22 protein-coding genes are annotated in these 26433 nt (G+C 61.4%); 10 read left to right on the plus strand and 12 right to left on the minus strand.

Annotation, left to right across the window (positions count from 1 at the left end; genetic code table 11):
* The first annotated feature begins 247 nt into the window (after positions 1-247).
* Positions 248-4606 (plus strand): hypothetical protein, encoded by a 4359-nt coding sequence (locus tag BM118_RS23305; protein WP_092187822.1) that lies wholly within the window; start codon positions 248-250, stop codon positions 4604-4606.
* A gap of 56 nt (positions 4607-4662) precedes the next feature.
* Here BM118_RS23305 and BM118_RS23310 read toward each other — a convergent pair whose 3' ends face one another.
* The 6 genes from BM118_RS23310 to BM118_RS23335 form a co-directional block, all read right to left on the minus strand.
* A complete protein-coding gene (locus BM118_RS23310; RefSeq protein ID WP_092187823.1) occupies positions 4663-5394 on the minus strand; it encodes a methyltransferase domain-containing protein in 732 nt (243 codons plus the stop codon).
* 358 nt (positions 5395-5752) lie between these two features.
* On the minus strand, positions 5753-6304 hold the full coding sequence (locus tag BM118_RS23315) for a serine O-acetyltransferase (RefSeq protein WP_092187824.1): 552 nt from the start codon (positions 6302-6304) through the stop codon (positions 5753-5755).
* Positions 6305-6339: 35 nt separating this feature from the next.
* Positions 6340-7794 (minus strand): lipopolysaccharide biosynthesis protein, encoded by a 1455-nt coding sequence (locus tag BM118_RS23320; protein WP_092187825.1) that lies wholly within the window; start codon positions 7792-7794, stop codon positions 6340-6342.
* Between the two features lie 48 nt (positions 7795-7842).
* Positions 7843-8895 (minus strand): acyltransferase family protein, encoded by a 1053-nt coding sequence (locus BM118_RS23325; RefSeq protein ID WP_177234605.1) that lies wholly within the window; start codon positions 8893-8895, stop codon positions 7843-7845.
* An 88-nt stretch (positions 8896-8983) separates the two neighbouring features.
* Positions 8984-10336 (minus strand): hypothetical protein, encoded by a 1353-nt coding sequence (locus BM118_RS23330; protein WP_092187827.1) that lies wholly within the window; start codon positions 10334-10336, stop codon positions 8984-8986.
* 6 nt (positions 10337-10342) lie between these two features.
* The gene (locus BM118_RS23335) at positions 10343-11533 is read right to left on the minus strand and encodes an acyltransferase family protein (protein ID WP_092187828.1); all 1191 of its coding nucleotides are present in this window, start codon (positions 11531-11533) and stop codon (positions 10343-10345) included.
* A 360-nt stretch (positions 11534-11893) separates the two neighbouring features.
* On the opposite strand from BM118_RS23335, the gene BM118_RS23340 reads away from it, so the two are divergent.
* The 6 genes from BM118_RS23340 (at position 11894) to BM118_RS23365 (ending at position 18705) form a co-directional block, all read left to right on the plus strand.
* Complete coding sequence (locus tag BM118_RS23340; protein WP_092187829.1) at positions 11894-13273, plus strand: O-antigen ligase family protein; 1380 nt, start codon at positions 11894-11896, stop codon at positions 13271-13273.
* Between the two features lie 83 nt (positions 13274-13356).
* Positions 13357-13962: a hypothetical protein gene (locus tag BM118_RS23345; RefSeq protein ID WP_244550204.1), complete on the plus strand. Its 606-nt coding sequence runs from the start codon at positions 13357-13359 to the stop codon at positions 13960-13962.
* A 159-nt stretch (positions 13963-14121) separates the two neighbouring features.
* On the plus strand, positions 14122-14760 hold the full coding sequence (locus tag BM118_RS23350) for a transglutaminase-like cysteine peptidase (protein WP_092187830.1): 639 nt from the start codon (positions 14122-14124) through the stop codon (positions 14758-14760).
* Between the two features lie 342 nt (positions 14761-15102).
* A complete protein-coding gene (locus tag BM118_RS23355) occupies positions 15103-15693 on the plus strand; it encodes a hypothetical protein (RefSeq protein ID WP_092187831.1) in 591 nt (196 codons plus the stop codon).
* 20 nt (positions 15694-15713) lie between these two features.
* A complete protein-coding gene (locus BM118_RS23360) occupies positions 15714-17924 on the plus strand; it encodes a GNVR domain-containing protein (protein WP_177234607.1) in 2211 nt (736 codons plus the stop codon).
* Entirely contained in the window at positions 17908-18705 is a 798-nt protein-coding gene (locus BM118_RS23365) for a hypothetical protein (RefSeq protein WP_092187833.1), read from the plus strand. Before BM118_RS23360 ends, BM118_RS23365 begins: the two co-directional genes overlap by 17 nt.
* Before the next feature lie 67 nt (positions 18706-18772).
* On the opposite strand, the gene BM118_RS23370 is transcribed toward BM118_RS23365, so the two are convergent.
* From BM118_RS23370 to BM118_RS23380, 3 genes are read right to left on the minus strand one after another with little or no spacing between them, the layout of a single operon-like run.
* Complete coding sequence (locus BM118_RS23370; RefSeq protein ID WP_092187834.1) at positions 18773-19933, minus strand: acyltransferase family protein; 1161 nt, start codon at positions 19931-19933, stop codon at positions 18773-18775.
* Between the two features lie 34 nt (positions 19934-19967).
* Positions 19968-21167 (minus strand): glycoside hydrolase family protein, encoded by a 1200-nt coding sequence (locus tag BM118_RS23375; protein ID WP_244550205.1) that lies wholly within the window; start codon positions 21165-21167, stop codon positions 19968-19970.
* A 39-nt stretch (positions 21168-21206) separates the two neighbouring features.
* Positions 21207-22631: an undecaprenyl-phosphate glucose phosphotransferase gene (locus BM118_RS23380; protein ID WP_092187835.1), complete on the minus strand. Its 1425-nt coding sequence runs from the start codon at positions 22629-22631 to the stop codon at positions 21207-21209.
* 345 nt (positions 22632-22976) lie between these two features.
* On the opposite strand from BM118_RS23380, the gene BM118_RS23385 reads away from it, so the two are divergent.
* Together BM118_RS23385 and BM118_RS23390 are read left to right on the plus strand one after the other, a co-directional pair.
* On the plus strand, positions 22977-23255 hold the full coding sequence (locus BM118_RS23385) for a hypothetical protein (protein ID WP_244550206.1): 279 nt from the start codon (positions 22977-22979) through the stop codon (positions 23253-23255).
* A gap of 150 nt (positions 23256-23405) precedes the next feature.
* Positions 23406-24140 carry a metallophosphoesterase family protein gene (locus BM118_RS23390; RefSeq protein ID WP_092187837.1) on the plus strand — a complete coding sequence of 245 codons (735 nt, stop codon included), beginning with the start codon at positions 23406-23408 and terminating at the stop codon, positions 24138-24140.
* Positions 24141-24164: 24 nt separating this feature from the next.
* On the opposite strand, the gene BM118_RS23395 is transcribed toward BM118_RS23390, so the two are convergent.
* The 3 genes from BM118_RS23395 to BM118_RS41605 all read right to left on the minus strand — a co-directional run bounded on the left by BM118_RS23395 (position 24165) and on the right by BM118_RS41605 (position 25756).
* On the minus strand, positions 24165-24587 hold the full coding sequence (locus BM118_RS23395; protein WP_177234608.1) for a hypothetical protein: 423 nt from the start codon (positions 24585-24587) through the stop codon (positions 24165-24167).
* 51 nt (positions 24588-24638) lie between these two features.
* Positions 24639-24941 carry a hypothetical protein gene (locus BM118_RS41600; RefSeq protein ID WP_177234609.1) on the minus strand — a complete coding sequence of 101 codons (303 nt, stop codon included), beginning with the start codon at positions 24939-24941 and terminating at the stop codon, positions 24639-24641.
* A 200-nt stretch (positions 24942-25141) separates the two neighbouring features.
* Positions 25142-25756 carry a hypothetical protein gene (locus tag BM118_RS41605; protein WP_210189062.1) on the minus strand — a complete coding sequence of 205 codons (615 nt, stop codon included), beginning with the start codon at positions 25754-25756 and terminating at the stop codon, positions 25142-25144.
* Positions 25757-26083: 327 nt separating this feature from the next.
* Between BM118_RS41605 and BM118_RS41610 the strand changes: the two genes are divergently transcribed.
* Positions 26084-26257, plus strand: coding sequence for a hypothetical protein (locus tag BM118_RS41610; RefSeq protein ID WP_177234610.1), 174 nt, complete (start codon positions 26084-26086; stop codon positions 26255-26257).
* Positions 26258-26433 lie beyond the last annotated feature (176 nt).

Consider the following 26433-nt stretch of genomic DNA (forward strand, 5'->3'; position numbering starts at 1 on the left):
CGAACATCGTCGTTGCATCGCCATCGCGACGTCATGCTGCAAGCACATTAGCGTGGTCTTCACAGATGAAGCTCAGTCTAAGCAGATTCGTGCGCTGTGAGCGTCGCGCAGGAAAGTCTCGGCGAGAGAATCTCCGGGGTGCTTCCATTTTTACCGATCTCACCAACTCGAAAAACAGAGATTGGCCGATACGACGGACACAGGCGGCAATGAACTCTCGCGTTCCAGAAAAGGCTCTGAAATACCGATGACCACAGCATCACCGGATCAAACGATCCTCTCGGCGAGCACCTTCATCAGTTCCATCGGCGTCAATGTTCATGTTGGTTATTCGTGGGGCGCCTACGACAACCTCGCCCTCGTAGAGGACGACCTCAAATATCTCGGGGTGACCAAACTGCGCGGCGGACTCGCAACGAGTCCCGAGGCGCAGCCGATCGTCGAGGGTCTCGCTCACGATGGATACAAGTTCGATCTCGTTGTTCCATCAGGCGTTCCGGCCGGTGGCGCAGCCGCGCTTCAGGACTATCTCGACGCGGTAAAGGAGTTCGCGGCCGACCACCCGGGCAGCGTCATCGCACTGGAAGGCCTGAACGAGGTCAACATCCAGGAGTTCTCCTATAACGGGAGTTCCAGCATTGCAGCCGCAGCCCAGTTCCAGGGTGTCTATTACGCGGCCATCAAGGCCGATGCCGCGCTCAAGGACATTCCCGTCTACAATCTGTCGATCGGCTACAACGACCTGGCCGACTACGCCAATCTTGGCGACATGTCGGGATCGACCGACTTTGCCAACTCCCACGCCTATATCAGCACCAGCCTGACGCCCGAAGCCGCCCTCGAGCAATTGCTCGGCAACGCCACGTCGGTCACCGCCGGCAAACCGGTCGTGATCACGGAGACCGGCTACACGACGAAGAGCGACACGCCCTATGTCGGCGCCAGCGAGAACGTGCAGGCGAAATCGATCCTGAACACGCTGGTCGACGCTTACAAGGACGGCGTCAGCACCACCTATCTCTATCAGCTGCTCGACGCCTCGGGGAGCAACGACCCCACGGATTCCGAATCGCACTGGGGCCTGTTCAACAGCGACGGAACCCCGAAGCTCGCAGCGACCGCGGTCCACAACCTGACGACGATCCTTGCCGACGACGGCACGGGCGGCCATACGCCGACCGCTTCGCTGAACTACACGCTCGACGGTCTGCCTGCGAGCGGGAACAGCATGGTTCTCGGCAAGAGCAACGGCGCCTATGAGCTGGTGGTCTGGGCGGAACCCAAGGTCTGGAACGACGCGACCGACACCGAGATCTCGAACCCGACCAGTTCCGTCACGGTGAACCTCGGCAGCGTCCACCACCTGATCAGCGTTTACGACCCGCTGAAGGGCAGCTCGCCGATTGCCACCTACACCGACGTCAGCCAGATCGTGGTTCCGATCACGGATCACCCCCTGATCATCGAGATCGACGCTCCGGCAGGCGGCGGCACGACACCGCCCGCCGTGACCGATGTCAGCGGAACCGCTGAGGACATCGTGTCGCAGATGTCCGAGCTGAACGCCTCGGCTTCGCTTCAGACCATCACGCTCACCGACACGCACGTGCTTCCGGTCGCCTCGATCGCGACCATGGAGTACATGATCTCGCACTACACCAACGCGCTGGCTGCGATCCAGGGCGGCTACCAGTTCTCCGTCACCAATTCGACCGATACCTGGAGCGTGACCAGGGTCTACGACTCTTCCGCAAGGCTTGTATCGACCAGCACGTCCAACTTCACGAACGGCGTCATCACGAGCAAGGTCACGCTCAATACCGACGGCTCGTCGGAGAACATCGCTTACACCGACGGCAAGATGGTGCGTGACGTCACCGTGTCGCCAATCGGCGACAAGGACACCAAGACCTACGATACGAGCGGCAATCTGATCGCGGACCTCGTCCAGAACAAGGACGGATCGTCCTCGAACACGCTCTACACGGCCGGCGTCAAGACCAAGGTCTATGTCACCAATGCCGACCGCACGCACGACAACTACTATTACAACATCACCGGCCAGTCCTACACCAGCGAGCACGACCAGCTCGACGCGAGCGGAAGGCTGTTGTCCGTCGTCCGCACGCATGCCGACGGCTCCATGGCCTACAGCCAAGTCTACAACAGCGACGGCAGCAAGGTCACGACCCTGTACGACTCCACGGGCCACAAGACCACGATGATCACCGTCACGGCGTCGGCGACCACGACCAATTTCTACACCACGGCCGGCGTGCTCAAGCAGACGGTCGAGCAGACGACCTCCGGCAACGTCACCACGACGAACTACAACGGCTCGTTGCTGGTGTCGGTCTACGTCGTCAACGCCGACGGGTCAAAAGAGTCGAAATTGTACGATGCCAAAGGCATCATCGCGAGCGACCTGATCCAGAATGCCGACGGCTCGTCCTCGAACACACTGTACACGGCCGGTGTCAAGACCAAGACCTACGTCACCAACGCCGACGGCAGCCTCGACAACTATTATTTCAACATCACCGGCCAGTCCTACACCAGCGAGCACGATCATCTCGACGCGAGCGGCAAGCTGCTGTCGGTCAGCCGGACTCATGCCGACGGCACCATGGCCTACAGCCAGGTGTTCAACAGCGACGGCAGCAAGGTCACGACCCAATACGACTCCACGGGTCACAAGACCTCGGTCGTCACCACGACGTCGACGGCCACCACGACCGATTTCTACACCACCGCCGGCGTACTCAAGCAGACGGTCGTGCAGACGACCTCCGGCGACGTGACGACGACCAACTACAACGGCGCGCTGCTTGTGTCGGTCTACGTGGTGAACGCCGACGGCTCAAAGGACTCGAAGCTCTACGACTCCAACGGCGTCATCGCGAGCGACCTCGCTCAGAACAAGGACGGCTCGTCCTCGAACACGCTGTACACGGCCGGCGTCAAGACCAAGGTCTATGTCACCAACGCCGACGGCAGCCACGACAACTACTATTACAACATCACCGGCCAGTCCTACACGACCGAGCACGACCATATCGATCCCAGCGGAAAGCTGCTGCTGGTCAGCCGCACCCATGCCGACGGCACGATGGCCTATAGCCAGGTGCTGAACAGCGACGGCAGCAAGGTCACGACCCAGTACGACTCCACCGGCCACAAGACCTCGGTCGTCACCGTCACGTCGTCAAGCACGACGACCGACACTTACGACCCGTCATCCGGCGCGCTGAAGCAGGAGATCGTCCAGACGAGCTCCGGCACCACCACGACGAATTACAATGGCACGCTGCTGGCGTCGATCTACGTGGTCAACACCGATGGATCGAAGGACACCAAGCTGTACGATTCCAGCGGAAAGATCGCCAGCGACCTGGTCCAGAACACGGATGGCTCGTCCTCGAACACGGTCTATTCGGCCGGCGTCAAGACGAAGCTCTACGTCACCAATGCCGACGGCAGCCACGACAACTCCTTCTACAACATCACGGGCCAGAGCTACACGACCGAGATCCAGCACCTCACCGCGGCCGGCACGCTTACGACCCTGACCCGCCTTCATGCCGATGATACGCTTGCCTACAAGCAGGTGATCAACAGCGACGGCAGCAAGGTCACCGACCTCTATGACAGCACCGGCCACAAGACGAGCGAGGTGCTCAACGGCACCGACGGGTCGACCACGACGGACATCTACAATTCGTCCGGTGACGTCACCCAGCATGTCCTCAAGACCGCCGGCGGCGACGTGACGACGACGAACTACGTGAACGGCTTGAACTCGTCGATCTATGTCGTCAATGCCGACGGCACCAAGGAGACGAAACTGTTCGACAGCAGCGGCAGCCTGACCAGCGACTACGTGCTGAACAAGGACGGCTCGAACTCGACGACCGTGTATTCGTCGGGCGTCAAAACCGCGGTCTACGCCAACAACACCGACGGCTCGCACGACAACACGATCTACAACATCACCGGCAAGAGCTACGTCACGGAGCAGCAGCACATCGACGCTGCGGGCAAGATGACGTCGCTCATCCGTTCGCACGCGGATGGCACGCTCGACTACACGCAAGTCATCAAGTCGGACGGCAGCAAGGTCACCGATGTCTACGACTCTACCGGAGTCAAGACGACCGAGACCCTCAACAATACCGACGGAACGACGGATGTCTTCAAGTTCGCGGTTTCCGGCCTGCCAGGCGCCGTCGAACACGACAGCTACAACAGCAGCGGCTCGCTGCTCTCGATCGACGTCCTCAACACCGACGGCACCCACGCGGTCACGGCCGTGACCGCGGGACTGACGCTGACCGGCGGCAGCGGCAACGACGTCTTCTCCACGGCTCCTGGCACGACCACCGTCATGTTCGACGGCGGCAACGACCAGATCAAGAGCTTCCACGCCGGAACCGCGTCCAACCACGACACGGTCGAGATCCTGAAATCACTGGTGGCGGACTACAGCCACCTCCAGATTTCGCAATCGGGCTCGGACACGCTGGTCCAGCTCACCTCGTCCGATTCGATCCTGCTGAAGAATGTGAACTCGGCGACGCTCGATCACGGCAACTTCCTGTTCGTCTGACGAACACCGGGCCGGCAGGCGCGCCTGCCGGCCCGGATGACGGGACACAAACGGCGTCAGTGCGGCCGCATGGCCGCGCCGATGAAGATGATGTCCTCGGCGAGCAGCGGAAGCTGCCGCAGCAGCATCGATTTCAGCATTCCCGCGCGCATGAAGGTCGCCATCTTCACCTCGACCGGCGCATAACCGGCGTCGATTGCGACCTTGGCGATCGTATAGGGCGTGAAGAAGAACCGGTGATCGCTGTTGATCGTCTCGACGTTCTTCAAGATGCCCTTGATGTTGCCGCCCCTGAAGGCGTTCGGAACGGTGATCACGATCTGGTCGACGACGTCGCCGTAGTTCTCCCTGAAGCGCGACAGGAACGAGACCGGGTTCGAAATGTGCTCGACGACTTCGCCGAACACGGCGATGTCGAACTTCCGGCCGGATATTGCTTCGATCTTTTGACCCGACGTCACGTCTCCTGCGACCATGTTGTCGAGGCCGGAAACTCGTGACGCTTCCTGCACCGCGCCCGCATCGATATCGACGCCGACCGTGTATTCGGAACATTCCGTTATCAAGCCGTGCAGCCAATCCCGATTGTCGATCTTACGCTTGATGAGCGGCAGATGGTCACAACACCCGACATGCAAGACCCGCTTGCCCCGACAAATGTCCACCAGGACGTCACATCTGTATCTGACGTCGCCCTCGCCCCGGTACTGCACGACGATGGTGTCTTTGAACTTCGAGCCGTCGAGATAGGGATAGACTTGCGAAAAATCGGTAATGATCGACGACATCGGCTGGCCCTCGGTTACATGATTAGACGTTTCCCGACACAACTATACATAGCCAGCAATCAGAATTGTGACCGCTTTGCTGCCAAGAACCGATTAGAAAGACGTCACGGTGACGGCCGAAATCTATGCAATTGCCGCTCGTCGCGTCATGGCCGGCACGACATCGGTCGAACGAATGGAACCTGCTCAGCCTCGTCCGTAGGACGGTTCGCCCCAAGTCCGCGAGCAAACGAGCAGCGCGGAACCGGTGTTGGTTCCGAACAACATCGAGCCGCCCGAAAAAATAGGCGTTGTGAAAGAGCCTCTTCGAGCGCAATGACCCGATGATCGACAGGGCGCCTGCGCCGGCCTTGCTGCTCTAAGCGCGCATCCGATCGGGTGCTCCCGAGCGTACGACACGCGCGGGTGCTCCCGCAGCAACGGAATGGGGCGGAACGTCACGCGTCACAACCGCGTTGGCGGCGACGTTTGCTCCTGCGCCAATCGAAATGGGGCCGACGATGACGGCACCGGTATAGATGACGGCATCGTCCCCGATGGTCGGACAACCGGGCTCATCCCAGGCGCGCCGGCCAAGCGTGACGTTGTGATACAGCATCACGGAACGGCCGATCCGCGCCCCCTCGCCGATCACGACTCCGGTCGGATGCGGCAGGATCAGTCCCGGACCGATCTCTGCGAGAACCGAGATGTAGCAGCCTCGCCGCATCAGCGCCCTCACGAGCAGCCAGGTGATCTGATGACCCCAGCGCGTCCGGAAGCGCAGCATCTTGGCGATCCGCCACGTCGTGATCACGGCGAAGCCCGGGCTCGTCAGCAAGGCGACGATAGCGGCTGCAACGCCGGACCTGCCGGTGTTTGCCATCAGGTCCTCGCGCCACGGAATTCCCGGCTGGGACGTGTCGCCCATTCCCTCTCCTGAAGACATCAACCGATCTCTACTAACTAACCTGCCGAGGGAAGATTTGCCTGCATGGGCGGAACCGACCCGCCGAGCAGCGACTGCATGCTGTTCCAGATACGACGCCTGAATATCACGTAGCTGCAAAGCACGACGACCGCATAAACGGTCGTCGCAATCAGCCAATGCGACAGACTTGCGACCTCGCCCTTCGTCGCCACGAGGGCGCTCAGCGTCCCCAGGGACGTCGCCACGGTGGCGGGCATCAGGGAACCGAACAACGACGCATAGGGAACCCCGCAGTTGCGGGCTCCGATCATCAGCATGAAAGCGCAAACCAGGATCGACACGACGAGGTACACCACGGCGACGGCCGTGAGTCCGAACGGGAGTGCGACGACAAAAGCAAGAATCATGCTGGCGCTATTGGCGCTGCTCACCCAGAACTGGAGCCGCGCCTGATTGTGTGCCAGCAGGACCGGGCCGGCATAGGCCGCAATCGATTGCGCGGCACCCGCGGGTGCGAGAATGGCGATCAGCGGCAGCACCTCCTGCCAATGCGACGAAAGGAATGTCGCAACGGGATATTTCAGCCCGAATGTCAGATAGATCATCGCCGGGAACGTGATCATCGCGGTCATGCCGAGCACCGCGCAAATCGCCGCCTTGCGCCGCTCCTGCTCCTGCTCGCCGTTCATCCGGCTCAAGGTGGCCATGAGAACGCCCCCGCCCGGCCAGGAGAGAATCATCAGCGGAAGCGTCATGAACTGGAAAGCGAGACCGAACAGGCCGACCGCCGCCGCGCCCAACTTGGCGCCGATCAGGAGATTGCCGACGTTTCTCGCAGTGAAGTTGAGGACGTTCGAGGCCAGCACCCAGCCGCCGAACGACAGCATCAGGGCGACGCCGCGCCATTTGAAGCACAGATGGATGTGGCGCCTGGTGTTCACATAGAACGCAACGGCGCGCACCGCCTGCATCAGGACATAGTACGCGATCAGCGCCCAGATCCCCCATCCGAGCAGGGCTCCGACCACGCCCACCGTCGCGGAAGCCATGGCTGCCCCAGCTTCGATCAGGGCGATCGTTTGATATTGCAGCGAGCGCTCCAGAACCGCACGCGGTCCCATCGCGGAAATGGACAAGACGACCGAACCGGAGAGAGCGGCCAGCACGGCCGGCAGTCCCTGCATGTCGACGGCGGCTCCGAGAGGCTTCGATGCGGCGGCCAGCACCAATGCACAGCCGATCCCGATCGCGACCATCAGCGTCGTCGCCGCGCCGGCCTCCTCCTTCGTGAGCGACGTCCTCTGGATCATCGCGCTCGACAGTCCGAGGTCGGTCAGCATGGAGATGAAGGCGATGAACGGCAGCGAAAACGCCACGAGCCCGAATTCCGTCGGCGTCACGAAATAGGTGATCAGCAGCGTGATGAGGAACTGAACCGCCGACTTCACGACGTTCACGCTCGACATCGAGAGCAGATTCTTGATGATCATGACGTCACCCGTATGTGATCCGGCTGAAACAAGGGCGAGCGCACGCGCTCAAGCGACATAACGGGCTTCACGACGCACTCCGAAAAACAGGCCCCGCAGCGCCGGATCCAGCAAACGGCGCAGTCGCACTTCGATCAGCTCGTAACTGACCGTACCCGCTATCAGTGCGGCAATTAAGCCAAGACCTGCAAACCCGGCCCAGAGGAGCCAGAGATTGACGCCGTGCGCGGCCAGCTTCACTCCGATCACCTGCAGCGGGAATAGCGCAAAAGGATGGACCAAATAGAGGCTATAGCTGATCTTTCCAAGGAACTGGAGGAATTTGCCGCTCAGAGCAACGGCAACACCGGAGTCTGGAGCAAGGACCATTCCAAACAGCAGCGCCCCCGGGAGCAACCCGACCAGTGGATGCACATATTCGATCGACACGTACATCGCGGCCCCGCAAAGGATGCCGGCCAGCAACCCCGGCCAGCCGACGACGCGGATCCGCAGGTCGATGAGACTGAACAGCAATCCGACAAGGAAGAACGCGGCGATCGGCCGAAAAGCGATGCCTGCGAGACCGAGCAGGATAAAGGGCGCCGCCAGAAGCCAGTTCCTCCGCCGCACCACCGTCACGAAGACCACCGCAAACAGGATGTAGAACGCCCATTCGTAGCTCAGGGTCCAGGCGTTCTGCTGGCCGATAGGCAATCCCAGCGCGTCCGGCAGGAACGCGAGGTTGACGAAGAACAGCTTGAGATATGTCGGCAGATCGATCCCCTTGAAGAACTTGTAGCCAACCAGGGGCCCTGCCGTGAACAGGATCAGGTGCAGGATCACGAACACGGGAAGGATACGCAGGGCGCGATCGAGAAAGAACTTCCCGACGCTGCGGTGACGCATGAGGCTCGCCGGAATCAGGAAGCCGCTGATCATGAAGAACAGCTCGACCCCGTGCCCTCCCATGTTGACCGTCGCTTCGAGCCACGGCCAGATCGGAGGCAGGAAGCCCGCCAGAAGCGGCATGTCCTGGAGGTGCACGATCAGCACGCTGAGCGCGGCGACACCGCGCAGCCCCTGTATCGCCTCTACGAAATTCTTGCTGTCTCCGCTCACCACCACGATCCGATATCAAGATGAAAGAAAGTGACGGACCGGAGCCCGCGCTGCGCGCCGCAGCTCATTGCATGCAGCAACATGGCAATCATGCCGGCCGCGAAACCAGATCGTCGACGTCAGGCGCGAGCGGTACCGCACTCGAGGCGGTCTTGTCACCCTTCTCTCGCGCAAAGACTTCGCTGAAGGCCACGCCCAGCATGATCAGACCGCTTGCCGGGCCATAGGCCAAGACAGTGATGGTGAAGAGATTCATGGCGACCGCGAAAGACAGCTTGTAGATGTCCCTGGTCCTTGCGACCGCGAGGATGACCAGGATCATGAACACCACGAAGATCGGCCCGAACATCAGGTAGGTGCCGAGGTAGAAATTATCCACCGGTACGTAATAGCTGAGCTTGTTCGAGAACAGCAGCTGCGGATAGTTGAAGCAACCGAGGCCGCAGCCGACGAAGAAGCCGACCGGCATGAGATCGGCCATGTAGACGAACGGCAGCTGCCAGCTGTTGTTGACGCGGTCCTGCAGGCTGAACAGGCCGCGCGACATGCTGACGAGGCCGTTGCCGGAGAACAAGGCGATCAGCACCGCCGGCACCAGGATCGACAGGAACGAAAGAAGCGCCATCCGCCGCAGCATGGGAAACTTCTCGCGCTCGGGAACGAGACGAACGATGATCAGGCAAAGAACGTAGATCACCATCACGCCGAGCGACGTCTTGTTTGTGGTCAATTTGATGGCGTAGAGACTGATGGGCGTCCAGAACAGGCACCACGGCAGGCTTCGGCGCACCGAGATGATCACGAAGGAAATGAACACGAAGAACGCAGCCATCGTGCTGTCGGCAGCCAGTCCCGCCAGGCGTGTCTCGGAAGCCGACCACCACAACCGCGTCGCCTGCCGCGTCGTGCCGAAAGTCTCGTAGGCATAGCCCACCCACGGCAACTGGAAGCGGGACGACAATACGATCCCGATGATCGTCAGGTAGAAGATCGGGTGAAGCCAGCGCTGTAGTCGCTCGTAATCGCCGAAATTACGCCCGCAGAAGCAGAAGCCGACGAACACCGGCGCGATCATCTTGAACGACGACATCATACCGCTGAAATAACCCAGGAACACATATCCGAGGTAGAGCGCAAAGCAGATGTAGAACAGCGTGAGGATGGCGACGAGGTTCCGTCCCATCAGGATGTAGCGCTGCACGAAGGCGAAAATGCAGACCAGGGCAAAGATGTCGGGCAGGAACCACAACGGACTGATCTTGAGGACCGCCAGATAATAGCGCAGCGCGCCTGCGAGCGCGTCGCGGTAGAAATAAAGCAGGAGTGCGATCGCCTCGAGACTGAAGAATGCACTGCCTTCCTGTTGATGATGCAGAGGCATCCGCACCGGATCGACGATGCGCCAGTCCGAACTCGGGAGAGCCGAAGAGCTGCTAGACATCGCGCCTCACTCCGCCGCGGCAACAGAGGGAACGGCACGGCGACTGAACAGCCGAAGCACGAACCGCGACCCCGGCATCTCGACCCGGAGATAGGTGAAGTTGGAAAGCGCAAGCACGGCCACGACGAAGACGGCCAGCAGCAGCGACGCCGCCAGTCCGGGAAGAAGATTGTCGACCAGCTGCCAACGCGCCGTCCCCACGCCCCGCGCGAAGTATTGTATGAGAACGAGGACGAGGGCGTGCACCATGTAGATCGAATAGGAGCGCTTGCCCAACCACACCAGAGGGCTAACCGACAACAGCTTCGGCAGCAGCCGCTCGGGAAACGCCATCAGCGAGCCCAGCAGAGCGGCGAACACGATCGGCGCGACGAAGCTGAGCCGTTCATCGAAGCCGACGACACAAACCAGCACGACGGCAACGACGGCCAGTCCAATCTGGCAAGCCGACTGAACGAGAGGACTCACCGCGCGGCCTCTCCCGGTGACGAAGCGAAGCGTGAGCACGCCGATGAAGAAGCCCAGAAAGCATCGGGTGAAACCGTTGGTCTGGAAATCAAGCGTTTCATTCTTGAGCACGAAGATGATGAGCGCCGCGCCCAGGACGGCCAGCACGGCACTGAGAACATAGACGAGCCTGATGTAGCCGAGGCGTTGCGCCAGGACGACGACGCCGGCGAATACGATGTAGGTGTAGAATTCAGCGCTGATGCTCCAGCTCGGGCCGTTCCAGCTCAGATAGTCGAGCACGCCCATAGCATGGAGCAAGAACACATTCGCGACGAACGAGTACACGTTGTTAACCTGGAGATCCGCCGATTCGTTGGTCGAGAAGTGCAGCAGGCCCATTTCGGTCAGCGATAGCCGCATCAGGCGGAACGCCAGAAACGCGAACAGCATGACGATGTGCAGCGGATAGATGCGTGCGATCCGACGCAAAGTGAACGTCCGGAAGTCGAATTCGCTGAATTCCGACTGAACGTAGCTCATCGAGATCACGATGCCGCTCAGCACGAAGAACAAATCGACGAAGAGCCAGGAATTGTGAAAGAACGCGACGTCGATCCAGGCGCGGTGAGGCAGCGCAGCGGCAAGCGGATCCGATCCGACGAAGTGGTGGACGACCACGCAGAGGGCGGCGAGGCCGCGGACGCTGTCCAGTGGAACGTAGTGCGCCTTTGTTTGATGAGCTAGCACTTGAAAGACGCTCTACGATTCGACCAAAGCGAAATGCTGCGGTGCAATATAATGCCTCCACCGGGTGGTTTATTCAACTGAAAAGAGCCGAACCGCCGATCTCCGGCGCCGACACTGCACACAAGATGCGGCAGCAAGAAGCCGGCCACATCTCTGCCCCGACTCCGGCAGCGTGCTCATAAACTTCAATTCAGCTTTCGTGAGGCAACGGCATTGCGTTTGGAACAGATCAGGGCTGCGCGCACGAACGCGTTCCGTGCAATCGTGCGAATGACCGTCAATACGCCCAGCGCACATTAACTTGATCTCGCATGAAGTTCTGTTAGCTCGTCGGCGCTGAGCAGAACGACAGAGGGGCCTTTGGGCGCGATATCGCGATTTTTCGCCGCAGCCGTGTTTGTGCTGGCGCCACTTCCGCTCGGATCCCTCGACCTCGCGTGGATTTGTTTCTGGAATTTCTTGCTCGTTTGCAGCCTGCTGACCGCCGATCTGTCAGCGGTGAGCCGTCGCAACGCCATGCTGCTGATTCCGGCGGCAGTGGCCGTCACAACAGTGGGCGTCATGGTCGCGTTGCAAATGTGGAGCGATTCACCTGCTCAATCCGTAACCGTCTGGGAACTGCCGCAGCGGTTGTTCGGTCTTGCCCTGTCTGACCACCTTTCTATGACCGCGCGCGGACCGTGGCTGGCATTCGGATCGGTCCTGCTGCTGTCGCTCGCCTTCACGCGCGCGGTGATTCTTGCAAGCGATGCGAGAGCTGCCCGTTCACTGCTACGAATACTGGCATGGGCCGGGTGCCTGTATGCACTCTACGGAATCCTGGCGGAGCTGATCGCGCCTGACGTGGTCCTGTTCAGGCAAAAGGAAGCCTATCTGGGCTTTGTCACCGGGACCTTTGTCAACAGAAACACCGCGGCGACGTTCTGGGGCACCTGTGCCCTGCTGTTTCTGGTGCCACTCCTGCGCACCATGCACCGCCAGGAGAGCGGGCCGGCGGCGCAACCGGATTGGCGAGAGCAGCTGGAGCAGATCCTCTCCACACCGGTGGCGCTTGGCGCGGGCTTCGCGATCTGCACGATTGCGCTGGCCATGACCGGATCGCGCGCGGGCCTTCTGCTGTCGGTCGGCACCTTCGTGCTGGCCATCATCCTCTATCTCGTGCCGCTCGAGCTCGGCAGATCGCGGAAATGGCTGGTCCTTGGCGGCTCGGCGGCCGCAGGCCTCGTGCTTCTGCAGCTCGTCGGCGGCCTCGTCGCAGGGCGAATCGTCGAGCATGGGCTGATCGATCCCCAAAGGATTGCGGCCTACCAGGCCTCATTGGGGATCATCGACGATCATCGGCTGCTCGGAATCGGGCTCGGCAATTTCGAGGCTGTTTTTCCCGCCTACAGGCCTGCAGCGCTCGGCAGTCTCGGCATCTGGGACCGCGCTCACAGCACGCCGCTGGAAATTGCCGTCGAATTGGGCATTCCCGCCTTTGCCGTAATCGCGCTCGTCAGCCTCTGGTATTTTTACCATTTGCTTACCGGAAGCTTGCGCAGAAAGCGTGATCGCTACATACCCGTCATCGGCGCGAGCGTCGCCGTATTGGGCGTATCACATAGCTGCATCGATTTTTCACTGCAAATTCCAGGATATGGCGTGTTTTTCGTGGCCATCGTCGGATGTGGCCTCGCGCAATCGCTACCGTCACAGCTGCGAAAAGAACGTGGCAAATCTGCGCAAATCGAGTTAAAGTAAAATAGTTGGAAATGGGCAGGGCAATGAGTTGGAATTCTGGTAGCCGCTTTACGGCGAGCCGCTTCACGGCAATCGTCGGAGCTTTGGCGCTGTTTGCCGAAATGCCGGCGGCATTCGCCGCAACGGGCGTGAGCGCCGGCTGCGGCGCCAACACCGGGACTGTCTCGGCGGAGCGCGCCACCGACTTTCTGGCCAATCCGGGAGCCCTGCTCGATCAATTCAAGGACGGCCAGGGCGGTCTCGCCTCGGCAGTCCGTGACCTTTTGACCGCACGCCCCGAGACTGTTGAGGGCATTGCCTCATTGGCGAAGGCCAGCAGCGCGGATCAGAGCCGCGCCATCGGCGCCGGCCTCGGCACCGCCGCCTCCGTCTGTGTTCTGTCGCAGCCTGGCGTTGCCCAGCTGATCCAGGAGGCGGTTCTCAAGACAGACAATCCCGATCTGATCCAGTCGTTCACCAGCATCACCGGCGATATCGCCACCGAAGTGACGGCGGGCGCCGATCCGACGGGCGAGACCACTGCCGGAGGTGGGCCAGGCTCGACCGCCGCGGAGGCGCGCGGTGGCCCGGCAAGCTCGACCGAGCCTGTGGTGCTGAATCAGAACGGCGGCAGCGCCCAGTCGCAGACGCAAACGCTGTTTGCAGCGACGTCGACCTCGGTTCTGACCTCCGTAAGCCCGTCGCGTTGACGACTGGAACTTTCGCGTTGACAGCGGATTAACCACCCCTGTGCGGCCGGTCTCGAGACCGGCCAATTTCGCTACAATTGTAAATTTCCGCGGAACCAAAGCTCAAATCGTTTGTGAGATACCGGTAGCGTCAAAAAGAAAACGCGAGACGGGGATGTCATGAACTGGATTATCAAATCGCTGGTTGCGATCGGAGTCGCGACGTCCGGTGCTGCGGCCAAGGCCGACACGCTGAACGACGGTTCGCAGAGCCAGGCAAAGCGCGCCTTCATCAGCGAGTACGACAATGCGCTCGCGCCGCTGCAATTCGTCAAGTTCTGCATGAACTACGACGCCGAATGCGCCGCCGACACCGCCGAACGGACCTTGCCTTCGGGCGAGCGGGCAATGAGCATGCTGCGCGAGGTCAACAGCTCGGTCAACGCGTCCATCACTCCGATGCAGAAATCTACCAATCCGATGGTGGCACGCTGGACGGTTGCGCCGTCCGCCGGCGATTGCAACGACTACGCGGTGACCAAGCGCCATCAGCTGATCGAGATGGGCTGGCCCAAATCTGCACTGCGACTTGCAGTTGTCCTGACGGGCGGCAGAGGCCACCTCGTGCTGGTCGCGCGTCTCGCCGACGGTGACTTCGTTCTCGACAATCTGTCCGCTTCGGTGCGCTCCTGGAACACGGCGGATTACGAGTGGATCTCGATGCAGTCCGGCAGCAACCCGCACTTCTGGGTCGCGATCGGCGAGCACGGCGAGCGCCTGCGCGCCACGCGTCTCGCGATGTTGCGAACCGTCCAATAGACCGCGCGACGTTCCACTCTACCCGCCCCTAACCGCAAGTTGCGACAGGCGCGAGGAGATGGTCCCTGGACCATCCCCTCGCGCCTTTGTCTTGGCCAGAGCGTTGTCTTGACCATGGCGTTTGCCTAAGAATCGTGCTTAAGGCGTGCGACGATGATGCAACCATCGCTGAATCTGTGCCCGATTGCAGCAACAGCTTTGTTCATTTGAATCGCGGTGCGGAGGATGGCTATTCGGTCCGCGCGGGGTTATATTTTGCGCCGCACAAGAATTTGACATAGTTTTGGGTCATCAAGGACCTACGGCCTAAATCGTTACGCCATCCATAGTTCGCAACGAGATATGAGCGCGATCCTCCTCAAACTCGATAACTTGTTGCGTGGTCCGTTCCGGGCTTCGCCGATTGCCGTCGCCGTTGCGCTGTCCGCAGCCTTTGCAACACCGGCGCATGCGCAATGCGTCGATCGTGGCGAACGCGCCCCGCCGGCCGCGATCAGTGCCTTCGTCTCGGATCCCTCGGTTCTGTTGCGGCAGTCGAAGAACGACCGAGACAAGCTTTCGGGCCGGCTGACCGGATTGCTGGTGACCGACATCGCGGCGCTCGACCCGGTCCGGGACATGTTGCGCGAGGCGAGCCAGGCCGATCGCATCGCAATCGGCGCCGGGCTTCACCGTGCCGAGGAGCGCTGCGTCGCGACCAAACCCGACGTCGCGCGCAAGATCAGCGAATTCGTCGCCAAGCTGCACGACGGCTCCGTGCTCAAGGGATATTTCGCGGATCAGGACACGGCGATTACACCCGCTTCGGGGAGCCCTGCTCCATCTACGGCCAATAACCAGCCGGCAGGCTCGAGCCCGGGCGCCGGCCTGATGTCGGGTGAATGGAAGACCGAACTCGCCGACCCGTTCAAGCCCGTTCCCCTCCCTGAGTGACAACCTCAAGATTCCCAGAGATGTTTCAACCACGAGACCAGTTTCCGCAACGTCCGAGATATGCCATCGAGGTCGGTGGCACGACGCTTAGCGCCGAGCGCGCTCTGGACATCGTACGTCGCCAATGGCCGCTAATCGTCGCCATCGTGGCCGGTACGCTCGCGCTCGTTCTCGTCTACCTGATCGTTGCGACGCCGATGTACACGGCAAATGCGCGCATCCTGATGGATACGCGTCAGACCCAGGTGCTGGACAAGGACAGCGGAACCGCCAACGCGCTGATCGACCCGGGGTTCGTCGACAGCCAGGTCGAGATCCTCCAGTCCGACGACCTGCTTCTGTCGATCGTCCGGCGCCTGAAACTGACCGAGGATTCGGAGTTCAACGGCTCCGATCCCGGATTGCTTCCGCTGGTGATTGGCAAGGTGATCGCGCTGTTCGGATCGGACGGCCCTCCCACCAAAGAGCGGATCGAGCGCGGCGCGGTCGAGCTGCTCCAGAAGAATCTCAAGGTCGAGCGCGTGCTGACGACCTATGTCCTTTCGATGAACTTCCGCTCGATCGATCCGAACAAGGCGGCGCAGATCGCGAACGCCATCGCGGACGCGTACATCGTGGGCGCCCTGGAAGCGAAATATCAGTCGACCAAGCGCGCCGGCGAATGGCTCCAGCAACGCAGCGCCGAGCTGCGTGAGCAAGCGACCGCGAGCGACCGCGCCGTGCAAACGTTCAAGGCGCAGAACAACATCGTCGGCACCAGCCGGGGCCTGATGAGCGAGCAGCAGCTCGCCGACGTCAACTCTCAGCTCATCGCCGCACATGCGGCAACCGCGGAGGCCAAGGCTCGCCTCGACCGGATCGAAGCGTTGCTGGACAAGGATCTGGTCCAGCCGACGGTGACGGACGCCCTCAACAACACCGTGATCACACGCCTGCGCGCCCAGTATCTCGACCTTGCGGCCCAGTATGCCGATTGGTCGACCCGCTATGGCAAGACCCACCAGGCGGCCGTCAATCTGTCCAACCGCATGGACGAGCTGCGCAAGGCCATCGCCGACGAAGTGCGTCGTATCGCGGACGCGTATCGCAGCGAGTACGAGATCGCCAAGAGCCGCGAGACGGCGCTCGAGGACAATCTCAAGAATCTCGTGTCGCAGGCCGGCAGCACCAGCCAGGCCCAGGTCAAGCTGCGCGACCTCGAGAGCGCTGCGGACACCTATCGCAACCTCTACAACAACTTCCTGGAAAAGCTCCAGAACGCGACGCAGAACCAGAGCTTCCCGATCAGCGAAGCGCGCATCATCAGCACGGCGGTCAAGCCCGACAAGAAGAGCTCGCCCAAGACGTTGCTGGCGCTGGCCGGCGGCCTGCTCGGCGGTCTCTGCTTCGGCTTCGGTGCCGCCTTCACGAAGGAGCTGATGAGCGACGTACTGCGATCTCCGAGCGACGTCGAGGATCAACTCGGGGTGAAATGCCTCGGCGTCCTTCCCGACATTCGCCCGGCAAGGGCTTCGGCGGATCATCCCGAAGCAAACATATCGAGCTACGTCGTCGAGCACCCGTTCTCGCGGTTTGCGGAGACACTGCGGAACATCAAGGTGTCGATCGACGTCGCCCGCCTTTCGCGCGAGGTCAAGGTGATCGGCATTCTGTCGTCCCTGCCGAAGGAAGGAAAAACCACGGTCGCCGCCAATTTCGGTCATCTGACCGCGTTGACTGGCCACCGTACGCTGCTGATCGACGGCGACCTCCACACCCGCTCGCTGACGCGGGCGCTGGCTCCGCATTCCAAGACCGGCCTGGTCGAAGCCCTCAAGGATCCGCACTCGTTCGGCTACCACATCCAGCGCAGCAAGGAGAGCGGCCTCGACTTCCTGCCCTCCGTCGTCGCTTCGCGCATGGTGAACTCGGCGGACGTGATTGCCTCGAAGTCGATGGCCGACCTGCTCGCGGTGGTTCGCGAGGAGTATGAGTACATCGTCATCGATCTGGCGCCGGTGATGCCGGTGGCGGACGCCAAGGCCGTCAGCCATCTCGTCGATGCGATGGTTTACGTGATCGAGTGGGGCCGCACGAGCCGCAACGCGCTCCAGGAATCGATGGCGAGCTCCGAAGGCATTCAGAAGAAGCTCCTGGGCGCCGTGCTCAATCGCGCCAATCCGAAGATGCTGAAGCGGATCGAGGCGTACAAGGGCTCGCACTACAACAGCTATTATGTCGAGGGCGCCTAGCGCCGAGCCGCCGGCACAGCCGGCGGGATCCGCGTTTCGCTGGCTTCTGCGCGGCTCAACCATCGCTCTCGCTGCTGTCGCGCTCGTCTGGGTCGTATCGGTCGCCCCGGATGTGGCCAATCCAGCGGTCCCGCAGATCGCCGGCCGCGTGGCGCGCGGCGAGCGCTATGAAACCGATCGCTTGAGGCGGATCGTGGGGGACAATCTGCCGTCCGCCCGCCGGCTATGCAGCGCCAAGACGCTGCGTGAACTCCTGCTGCTCCAGCTCGCAATTGCCGACGACTCGGCCCGCGCAGGCGATCTGAAGCAGATCGACATCGACGCAGACGCCGTCGCCTCCACGAGCCGCGCATTGCTGACGTGCGCGCCGACCGAAGGACTGGGCTGGTTCGGCCGGTACTGGGCCGAAATCCGCCAGGTCGGCTTTGGGCCGCGGACGGCGGAGTTGCTGGGTCTTTCTTATCACTTCGCGCCGCACGAGGCCTGGCTCCAGCTCATCCGCGCACCGTTGGCTCTTCGCGTCTTCAACGCGGCCTCGCCGGAGCTCAAGGACTACGCCGCCCAGGACTTCGCCGACATCTTCCAGGCCCGCCTGTTCCCCAGCGCCGCCACGCTCTATCAGGCGGCGGGCACGGAGGCGCGCGTCGCGCTGCTCGAACGCACTTGCGCAGCGCCGGAAGCTGATCGGGACTTGTTCTCGCATTTCGTCGCAGAGAAGGGCCTGCGGGTCCGCCATCGCTGTTATCCAACCGATGGCGGCGGCTTTCGTACGAGCCGCTGAGCTTGGCAACAGCCCACGGCGGATGCGCCGATGTCTGCGACATTCGGCGCCGCGCAAAACACCTCGCCTATTTCAGTTCGGTTCGCGGCACGCCCTGTGAAGGGCTCTCGGGCAGGTATTGCAGGAAGAATTTGGTCAGCCCGCGGCGGCTGCGCAGGATCGGCGACTCGAAGTACTTCCAGGACACATGCGCGACGGCGTAGGAGATCACGAAGCCGATCGCTGCGCCCGCGCTGATCTTCATGCTGTTGGGCACCGACATCCCTCCATAGAGCGTGAGCGCCTTGCCGAGCGGGTTCGGGATGAAGTTATGAACGAGATAGAAGCCGTAGCTGATTTTCCCGAGATGCTCGAGCGGCTTCCACTCCAGTGCCTGAACAACGACACTTTCCTGGTTGGCGCGAACCCACCACACCAGGGCGACCAGGCAAAGCCCGATCGCGGTGTCGATCACAGGGGAAAGATACGAAGGGGCGTCGTAAATCACGCCGTTCGAGCACAACGCGAACGCGACAACGAGGAGACAAGCGAACGTGCCGTTGCCGTTCGGAGCCCATCCTTGCCTGTGAAGATGCAGGATCGTGATCGCGCCACCGAACGCGATCAGGCTGAAATTCCACGGCGACAAGGTGTGGATGGCCGTGTGATTGAAGCCCGACGAATACATCAGGAAATGGCCGACCAGCCCGAGGGCGACGACGCACATGCAGGTGACGAAATGGCGCTCCAGAGGAAGCAGGATGAACAGGAAGGGCGCGATCACGTAGAACTGCTGCTCGACCGAGAGCGTCCAGAGCACGCCGAAGGGACCTGCGGTCCCGCCGATGACGCTGCCGATCCAGTAGTTGGACAGGTACACGACGTGATAGCGGAAGCCGAGGTCGGGCCCCGCGTGCTGAAAATACGCCCGGGTCAGGAACAGGATGGCGAGAAGCGCATAATACGCCGGAAAGATGCGCGTCGCACGCTTAACCCAGAAGGTGACGATTTCCGCTGCGGGCCGGGACGCGGCCGTCTCGGCCTTGCTGCGCTGCCTGTTGAGCTCGCCGATGATGAGGAAACCGCTCAGGATGAAGAATATCCAGACGCCGACGCTGCCTGAGTAGAATTGCAGTCCGCACTTGTGATTGAGATAAACCAGAACGACTGAAAGACCGCGCAGTCCGTTGAAGCCTAGAATACTGCCCGACTTTTCGGTGTTGGGGCGGTCGGATCCAAGTTGAGACATTGCTGGTTCTTCTCTTTTGCACGGAGACCGAGAGCTACAGCCCCCTGGTTCTCAACTCTGTCAATTCTTCAGCCGACAGACGGCCGCCCGCAAATTCCAAAAGCAGAAAGAGCGCGACCTTGGGCCTGTCGATCTCGTACATGAGTCCAAACCTGTTCTCCGGAGGCTTCTTCTGCGGCTCGTCGAACAGCTCGTAGACCATGACGCTTTCGATCTCGACGTCTTTCTGGTTCTTGAGATACTGGAAGGTATCGCGCAGTGATCGGAGGCATTGCTCCGTCAGCGGATCGCCAGGCTGATTTCCATAGGCCGGCTTGTAGATCTCGGCACAATTGACTTCGTTGAACGTCACCGGACGGTGATAGGACGCAAGCTTCTTGAACAGATCGAATGGCGGGTTTCGTCCATTCCAGTGCCGGTGCGGATTTTGCCCCGCCACTTCGTAATAGTGGTAGGAGATCACGTCGTACTTCACGCCCCGGGACTCCATGAAGTCCAGGAAGCCCAACATCGTTGACGTCGTGTTCAGCACCTTGCGCAGATGGCTTCCCGTCTCGCGATTGATCTGGTCGATCGCATCGGAGGCGCCGTGCAGCACCTGGGCCCAGTCTTCCATCACCGGCATTTCGAAGTCCGCCGCGGTCATCCCGCGCCCGAACAGCTTCTTCCCGTCGGAATCGAGCGCGAGCAGGTTGATCTCGTTCTCCAATTCCCAGTCGAAGACATCTCCCCTGAACTGCCGGACAAACGCGTAGGTGCGGTCGTAGCCCTGCCTGTAGAGGGCGTCCCGATCTCCCTTGGGGTACCGCCCCTTGTCGGTGCGGTCGCCGTAACGGAAGGGGAAGTTGATCAGAGGATGGAGCGTGATCGAATATTTCCTGGCCAACGCAATGGTTTGCCGGAACATCGGCGCTTCGACCGCCTCGGCATCCTGCGTCAGATTGAGACCGGTCCTATATTGTGTGAGCCCTCGCTCCTTCATGAGCTGGAAGATCGGCTCGAGATTCCTGCGCTTCTGCGGCGGTCCCCCGACGCCCCACTCCAACGCGACCGCATCCGAGCAGGACGCAGCGATCGCCCAGGCGAGAAGCAACGGCAAGACAGCGAACTTGGCGAGGCGATGGCTCAATCTGCAAAGCTCAGCGTTTGGGTGGCGCAAAATGGCCGGATGGGCAGCAACGAATCGCGTGCTGCAAGATGCAGGCCGTTTCCCCTCTGCACGGACGTCGTGCACATCAGGCCCGGCAAACGCGAGGCCCGATGCCGGTCCGGCTCAGTAGGCTTCCTGGTGGATCAGCGCCAACGCGGTCTTCAGGATGATCCTGATGTCGAGCCAAATGCTCCAGTTGCTGACGTACCAGACGTCATACTCGACCCGCTTTTCCATCAGGTCGATGGTCGGCGTCTCGCCGCGGAAGCCGTTGACCTGGGCCCATCCGGTCAGGCCCGGCTTCATGTGATGCCGGTACACGTAATTGCTGATGAGCTCGTCGTAGTAATTGTCGTGCGCGAGAGCATGCGGGCGCGGCCCGACCAGCGACATCTCACCGCGCAGAACGTTCCAAAGCTGCGGCAGTTCGTCGATGCTGGTCCGCCGCAGCACGCGGCCGACACGGGTGACCCGCGCGTCGCTCTTCGTCGCCTGCGTGACGACATGGCCGTTCTCCGCCACCGTCATGGAGCGGAACTTCCAAATCTCGAACTGCTTGCCGTTGAAGCCGCGCCGGGACTGCTTGAAGATCACCTTGCCCTTGGAATCGAGCTTGATCATGATCGCGGCCGTCACCAGCAGCGGCGCCAGCAACAAAAGCGCGAACGAGGCAAGGCCGATATCGAGGCAGCGCTTCTGCGCCTGCTCGAACACGCTGAGCGGCGCGCGCTGGATCTCGATTGCGACCGTGCCGCTGACGGGCTGGAATGGACGCGAGACCAGATCGGCGATCGGGAAATCAGGCAGAAGACGAATCGGCTGCGGAACGACGCGCAGGTGCTGGCTCAGCTTCTGGAGAAGCGGCATCTCGTCCCAGTCGATGACCAGGAGATATTCTTCCACGTCCGCCGTCCGGCCCTGACGAATGATGTCGCGAATCTCGCGATCCCAGCCCGCGCCCTCTTCGGACGGCTCGAGCACGAAATGCCGTACGACGTTGAAGCCGTGCTTGCGCAGATCCTTGAAGCGGGTCGAAGTGAAATCGAGCGGCTTGAGGCTGAGCAGCACGACCTTGCGATCGACCAGACGGCCCTTGGCATAGCTCGAGGTCAGGGCCAGGCGCCACAACACGCGCAGCCCGCCCAAGGCAACGCCGCCGGTCGCGGCGAACAGCAGCGTGGTTCCGCGCGACAGATCCGCGGACGATTTGAGCAGAAACGCCTCGACCGCGAGGATGGTCAGCGAGATCAGCCAGACCGCCAGGGCCTTGCGCAGCTGCCAGACCGTGCTCAACAGGCGATGATGATCGTAGACGCCCTGGAAATAGGCGATCATCACGAACACCGCGCCGACGACGAGACCGGCTCCGACGGACGAATCCTGCTCGACGACAAGCACGCGATACAAACCGCTCGCCACGAAATAGCTGAGCAGCACGGCGACGAAGTCGCCGGCGATCAAGGCCACCTGGAGGGGTCTCTGGAGGGCACCGCGTCGGTTCGATATAGCCGAATAATAGTTTTCCGAACCGTAAGTTGCTACAGCCATCAGAACCTCGCTGCCTCGTCGCGCACCCGCAATGAATTGCGAGTAAATCGATCCGAATTTTTTTCGCCGTGCGCCGAAGTATATCTTAACTAAACAAAGCGACATTGCGGCAGTGCACCGAAAAAATCAAATCGATTTTCACGCAACGCAGCATCGCAACGAGAGAATGCTCAAACTGCTGTCACACACGTGACAATTATGCGGGCATCGCGCCGCGATTTCTATCAAATCGCGTCATTTTCGCGCAACTTGTCGCGCGCATTTGAACGGCTGTTCAACCATGCCGCTTAAGCCGTTATTAGCTCGCGTCCATTAACACTCGTGACCAATTCGAGGAGTTGTGTCGTGAGTACCGTCGTCGTCTTCAGCCTGCTGATCGGATCGTTGCTGGGAGGCCGATTCCGAGTCTTCATCCTGCCACCTGCCATCATTCTCGGTGCAGCGATCATCGGGGCGGGCGCGGCCTGGCAGGGACATGATTCGGCTCACACCGTTGTCACGATTCTGGTTTTTGCGGCGGTGCTCCAATTTGGCTATTTCTGCGGCGCGGCTCTGGTCCGCGTGCGAGCGTCAGCCTATCGTGGCAAGGCCGCGCCATCGTTCGACAGCCGGAGCTTCGGCTAGTCGGCCTGGAAGCAGCGACGATCGGCGGTTTGCATAGCTCTGGATGAGCCTTCGGCAGCGGGCGGCAGGAAAAAAGCGGCTCGTGGCGCCTCGATTTCGTCGATAGCATATTGACATCCCGGGCGAAGCTCTCTGAAAGAGTTGGGCCCCATGCCCACGACAGCGCCCCGAAATTCGCCCCGGCCGAAGCTACCGAACGGCGTGCGCATCTATGCGCTCAGCGACATCCACGGCTGCGCGCATCTGCTCGAACAGATGTTTGCCGTCATCGATGCGGACATGGCGAACAGCCGGCCCTATCGCGCAATCGAGGTCTTCCTCGGCGACTACATCGACCGCGGACCGGACTCGCGCCACACCCTCGACCTCCTGATCAGGCGCAGCCGCCGCCGCAACACGGTCTTCCTCAAGGGCAATCACGAGGCCTATTTCACCTCGGTGCTGGAGGACCCCTCGCGCGCCACCGAGTGGTTTCAGTTCGGCGGACTCCAGACCCTGATGTCGTATGGCGTGTCGGCCGCGCCGGGCCTCAGCAAGGACGAACTGTCCGATCTCGTGCGCGAGCTCACATCCGCGATGCCGCCGGAGCACATCGCGTTCCTGCGCCAGCTGCGGCCGACATTCACATGCGGCGACTTCTTCTTCGTCCATGCCGGGGTGCGCCCGGGCATTCCGCTCTCCGAACAGCGCGAATCCGACCTGTTGTGGATCAGGGACGAATTCCTCCAGAGCAAGAGGCGCTTCGGCAAATATGTCGTGCACGGCCACACGCCGGTGCGGCAGGCCGAGCTGCTGGAAAACCGCGCCAACATCGATACCGGCGCGTACGCCACCGGAAATCTGACGCTGCTGTCGATCCAGGGCAACAGCATGCTCGCGATCTAGCCCACCGGGCTCGCCCGCCGCACTCTAATTGGTGGAGCTTGCCGGAGGCCGGTATTCCGGAAAGCGGCTCAGCATCGCCGCCTTCAGGAACTTGAAATGAGCGATCGAGGCGCCGAGCTCCTTGAGCCGGCGCTGGCCGTTCAGGATCTCCTTGTCGAACAGATCCTGGTGGTGGTTGTCGAGCGCCTCGCGCTCGAGATATTCGTCATCGCCGTTGCCGAAGGTCACGGCCGCACGCGCCAGCACGTCTTCCACGCGGCGGTTCAGACCCGACTGTTCCCGCTCCGCCGCGTGCAGAGCCTCCTCGATTGCCGCCATGATTGCATCGACGCGGGTGCGATCGGTTTCAGCATCGCGCTCGGGCGAGCGCGCACGGAACGTCTGCTCGCCCCCGAAACGATCTTTCAGGAAGTTATGGGTGCGGGCCCGCAAGAAGAGCTGAAACATGCGTGCACTTTCCGGTTCGAGGCGCCAGACCAGAAAATGGGTCCGGGATGGTTAATAAAGCTTGAATCCTTCGCGCCGTTCGGTGCGGCTTTGCGCCATCCAGGCCCTCCAGGCGCCTTCGTGCTTCTCGTAGAGCTCGAGCCGGCGCCGTTCACCGGCATCCGGCCACACGTCACGGCCCTCGGACGCTACCTGTACCCGGCCCGGCGCCTGTCCGCTGTCGAGCCGCTCGAACTCGAACGTCTCCTCGGGCGTCAGGCCAATCAGGACACGCCGGCCACCCGCATCGACGAAATAGCGCCTCGGCGCGGTGTCGGTCGAACTGGTGATGGCGTCTGCCCGCGTTCCCGTCATGATCCACTCCCCTGCCGCAATACAAGCCGGCGCCGCCACGCCGGTTGCAAATCCTCAGAATACACGCCACACTCTCGCCAACACGATGCGTCAGTCTCGTCTTCGAGTTGTGTCGAGATCATGATGAGCGCCGCTGATTTTCTTGCCACGCCCGGGATTTTTTGGGCAGCACCGTGCTTGCGAAGTGGTCTGCCGCGCGCTCAGCTGAAGAACCAGAGGAACAATCGCACCAGCAAAAGCGTGATGAAGTACACCCAGCCCGCCATCGCAATCAGCGCAACGCTGAAAAATGCGCCTTCGAATGCCCGCTCTCTGATCTTCGTGAGGGGAAGTGCCGCTCGCGCTCTCTGAAGCATCTCGGTCTTCTGATTGTTTGATTTGTTCGCCGCCGTTCGCGCGAACATAGCCGAACGAATTCGACGATCTCGTGACGGGCCGTCTGAGCGAAGCGCAATGCTGCTTGTCGGGATTTGCTTGCAGCATGCGTGTCGTCGCGATTGGATCGATTTTCGTTCGGAGCGATTGCGATCGACATCGCGCGGTGATTCAAATGAAATTGACTTCGGGCTCCGCGCGACGCGGCTGCCGCGACGTCGATTCTGCGATCGCGCGCAAGTCATCGCGGCAAGATGATGTCTCCGGATTTTGGCGCGGCGCCCCTCAGTCGTGGATGCGGCGCGGCGACGACCCGGCTCCGCACAACGGGGCACGGCCAGGCCGGCTTCGTGGCGGATCGGCCCGGCCACGATCTCCGCGACGCCATGCTCCGCGACGCCGTCGATCCCGGCAAGATCCGACGCGAGCCCGGCCGCCATCCCCGCCAGGATTCGAGAGCCGTCCGCTGGTTCTGCGACGGCCGGACATGATGACAGAACATCCTCGATCGCGGCTGTCGGAGCGCGCGGATCAACCGCGATTGACAAAAACACCGTGGTACTACGGAGCGCCGTGCGCCGATTTCATCGCGGTAAGGTTGAGCGGTTAGCTTAATCCGCGTTGTTTGTTGCGAATGCCGAGGGATCGCATATCCATCTTCAGCACCGGGCTGCCCCAAGCCCGGCCCCACCCAAGCAAAGCCGTCGAGCGAACGTGGGTCCGCTTGGCGGCTTTGTCGTTGTGTCGACGAGAGGATGAATTCGGTTATGGCGCGCAGGCCCTGGTCGTTCAAGGAAGACCGCCGGCTGATGGAGTTGGCCAAGTCTTCGACTTCGCTGGAAGAGGCGGCGAGACTTCTCGGTCGCTCGCCCGATGCGATCAAGCGCATGGCCTTGCGTCTCGGCCTGACGCTGAAATCCAAGGGCACCAAGAAGGGCTAGCGTCCGTCGCGCCGGTCGCGCGCGACAGTTCACGGACGCGCGCGCCTGCTCCGTCGATCGGCGAGCGGAAAGCCGCCGATCGACGCAGCCCCAACGCCTTCAGCACACTCGATCTCTCCGCGTCTGGATGTTAAGCTGTTCCGCGATGAAGATTGATCATCGACCGGCTTCGATAT

The organism is Bradyrhizobium sp. cf659 (genome assembly GCF_900113725.1).
In the GTDB taxonomy this organism is placed as follows: Bacteria; Pseudomonadota; Alphaproteobacteria; order Rhizobiales; family Xanthobacteraceae; genus Bradyrhizobium.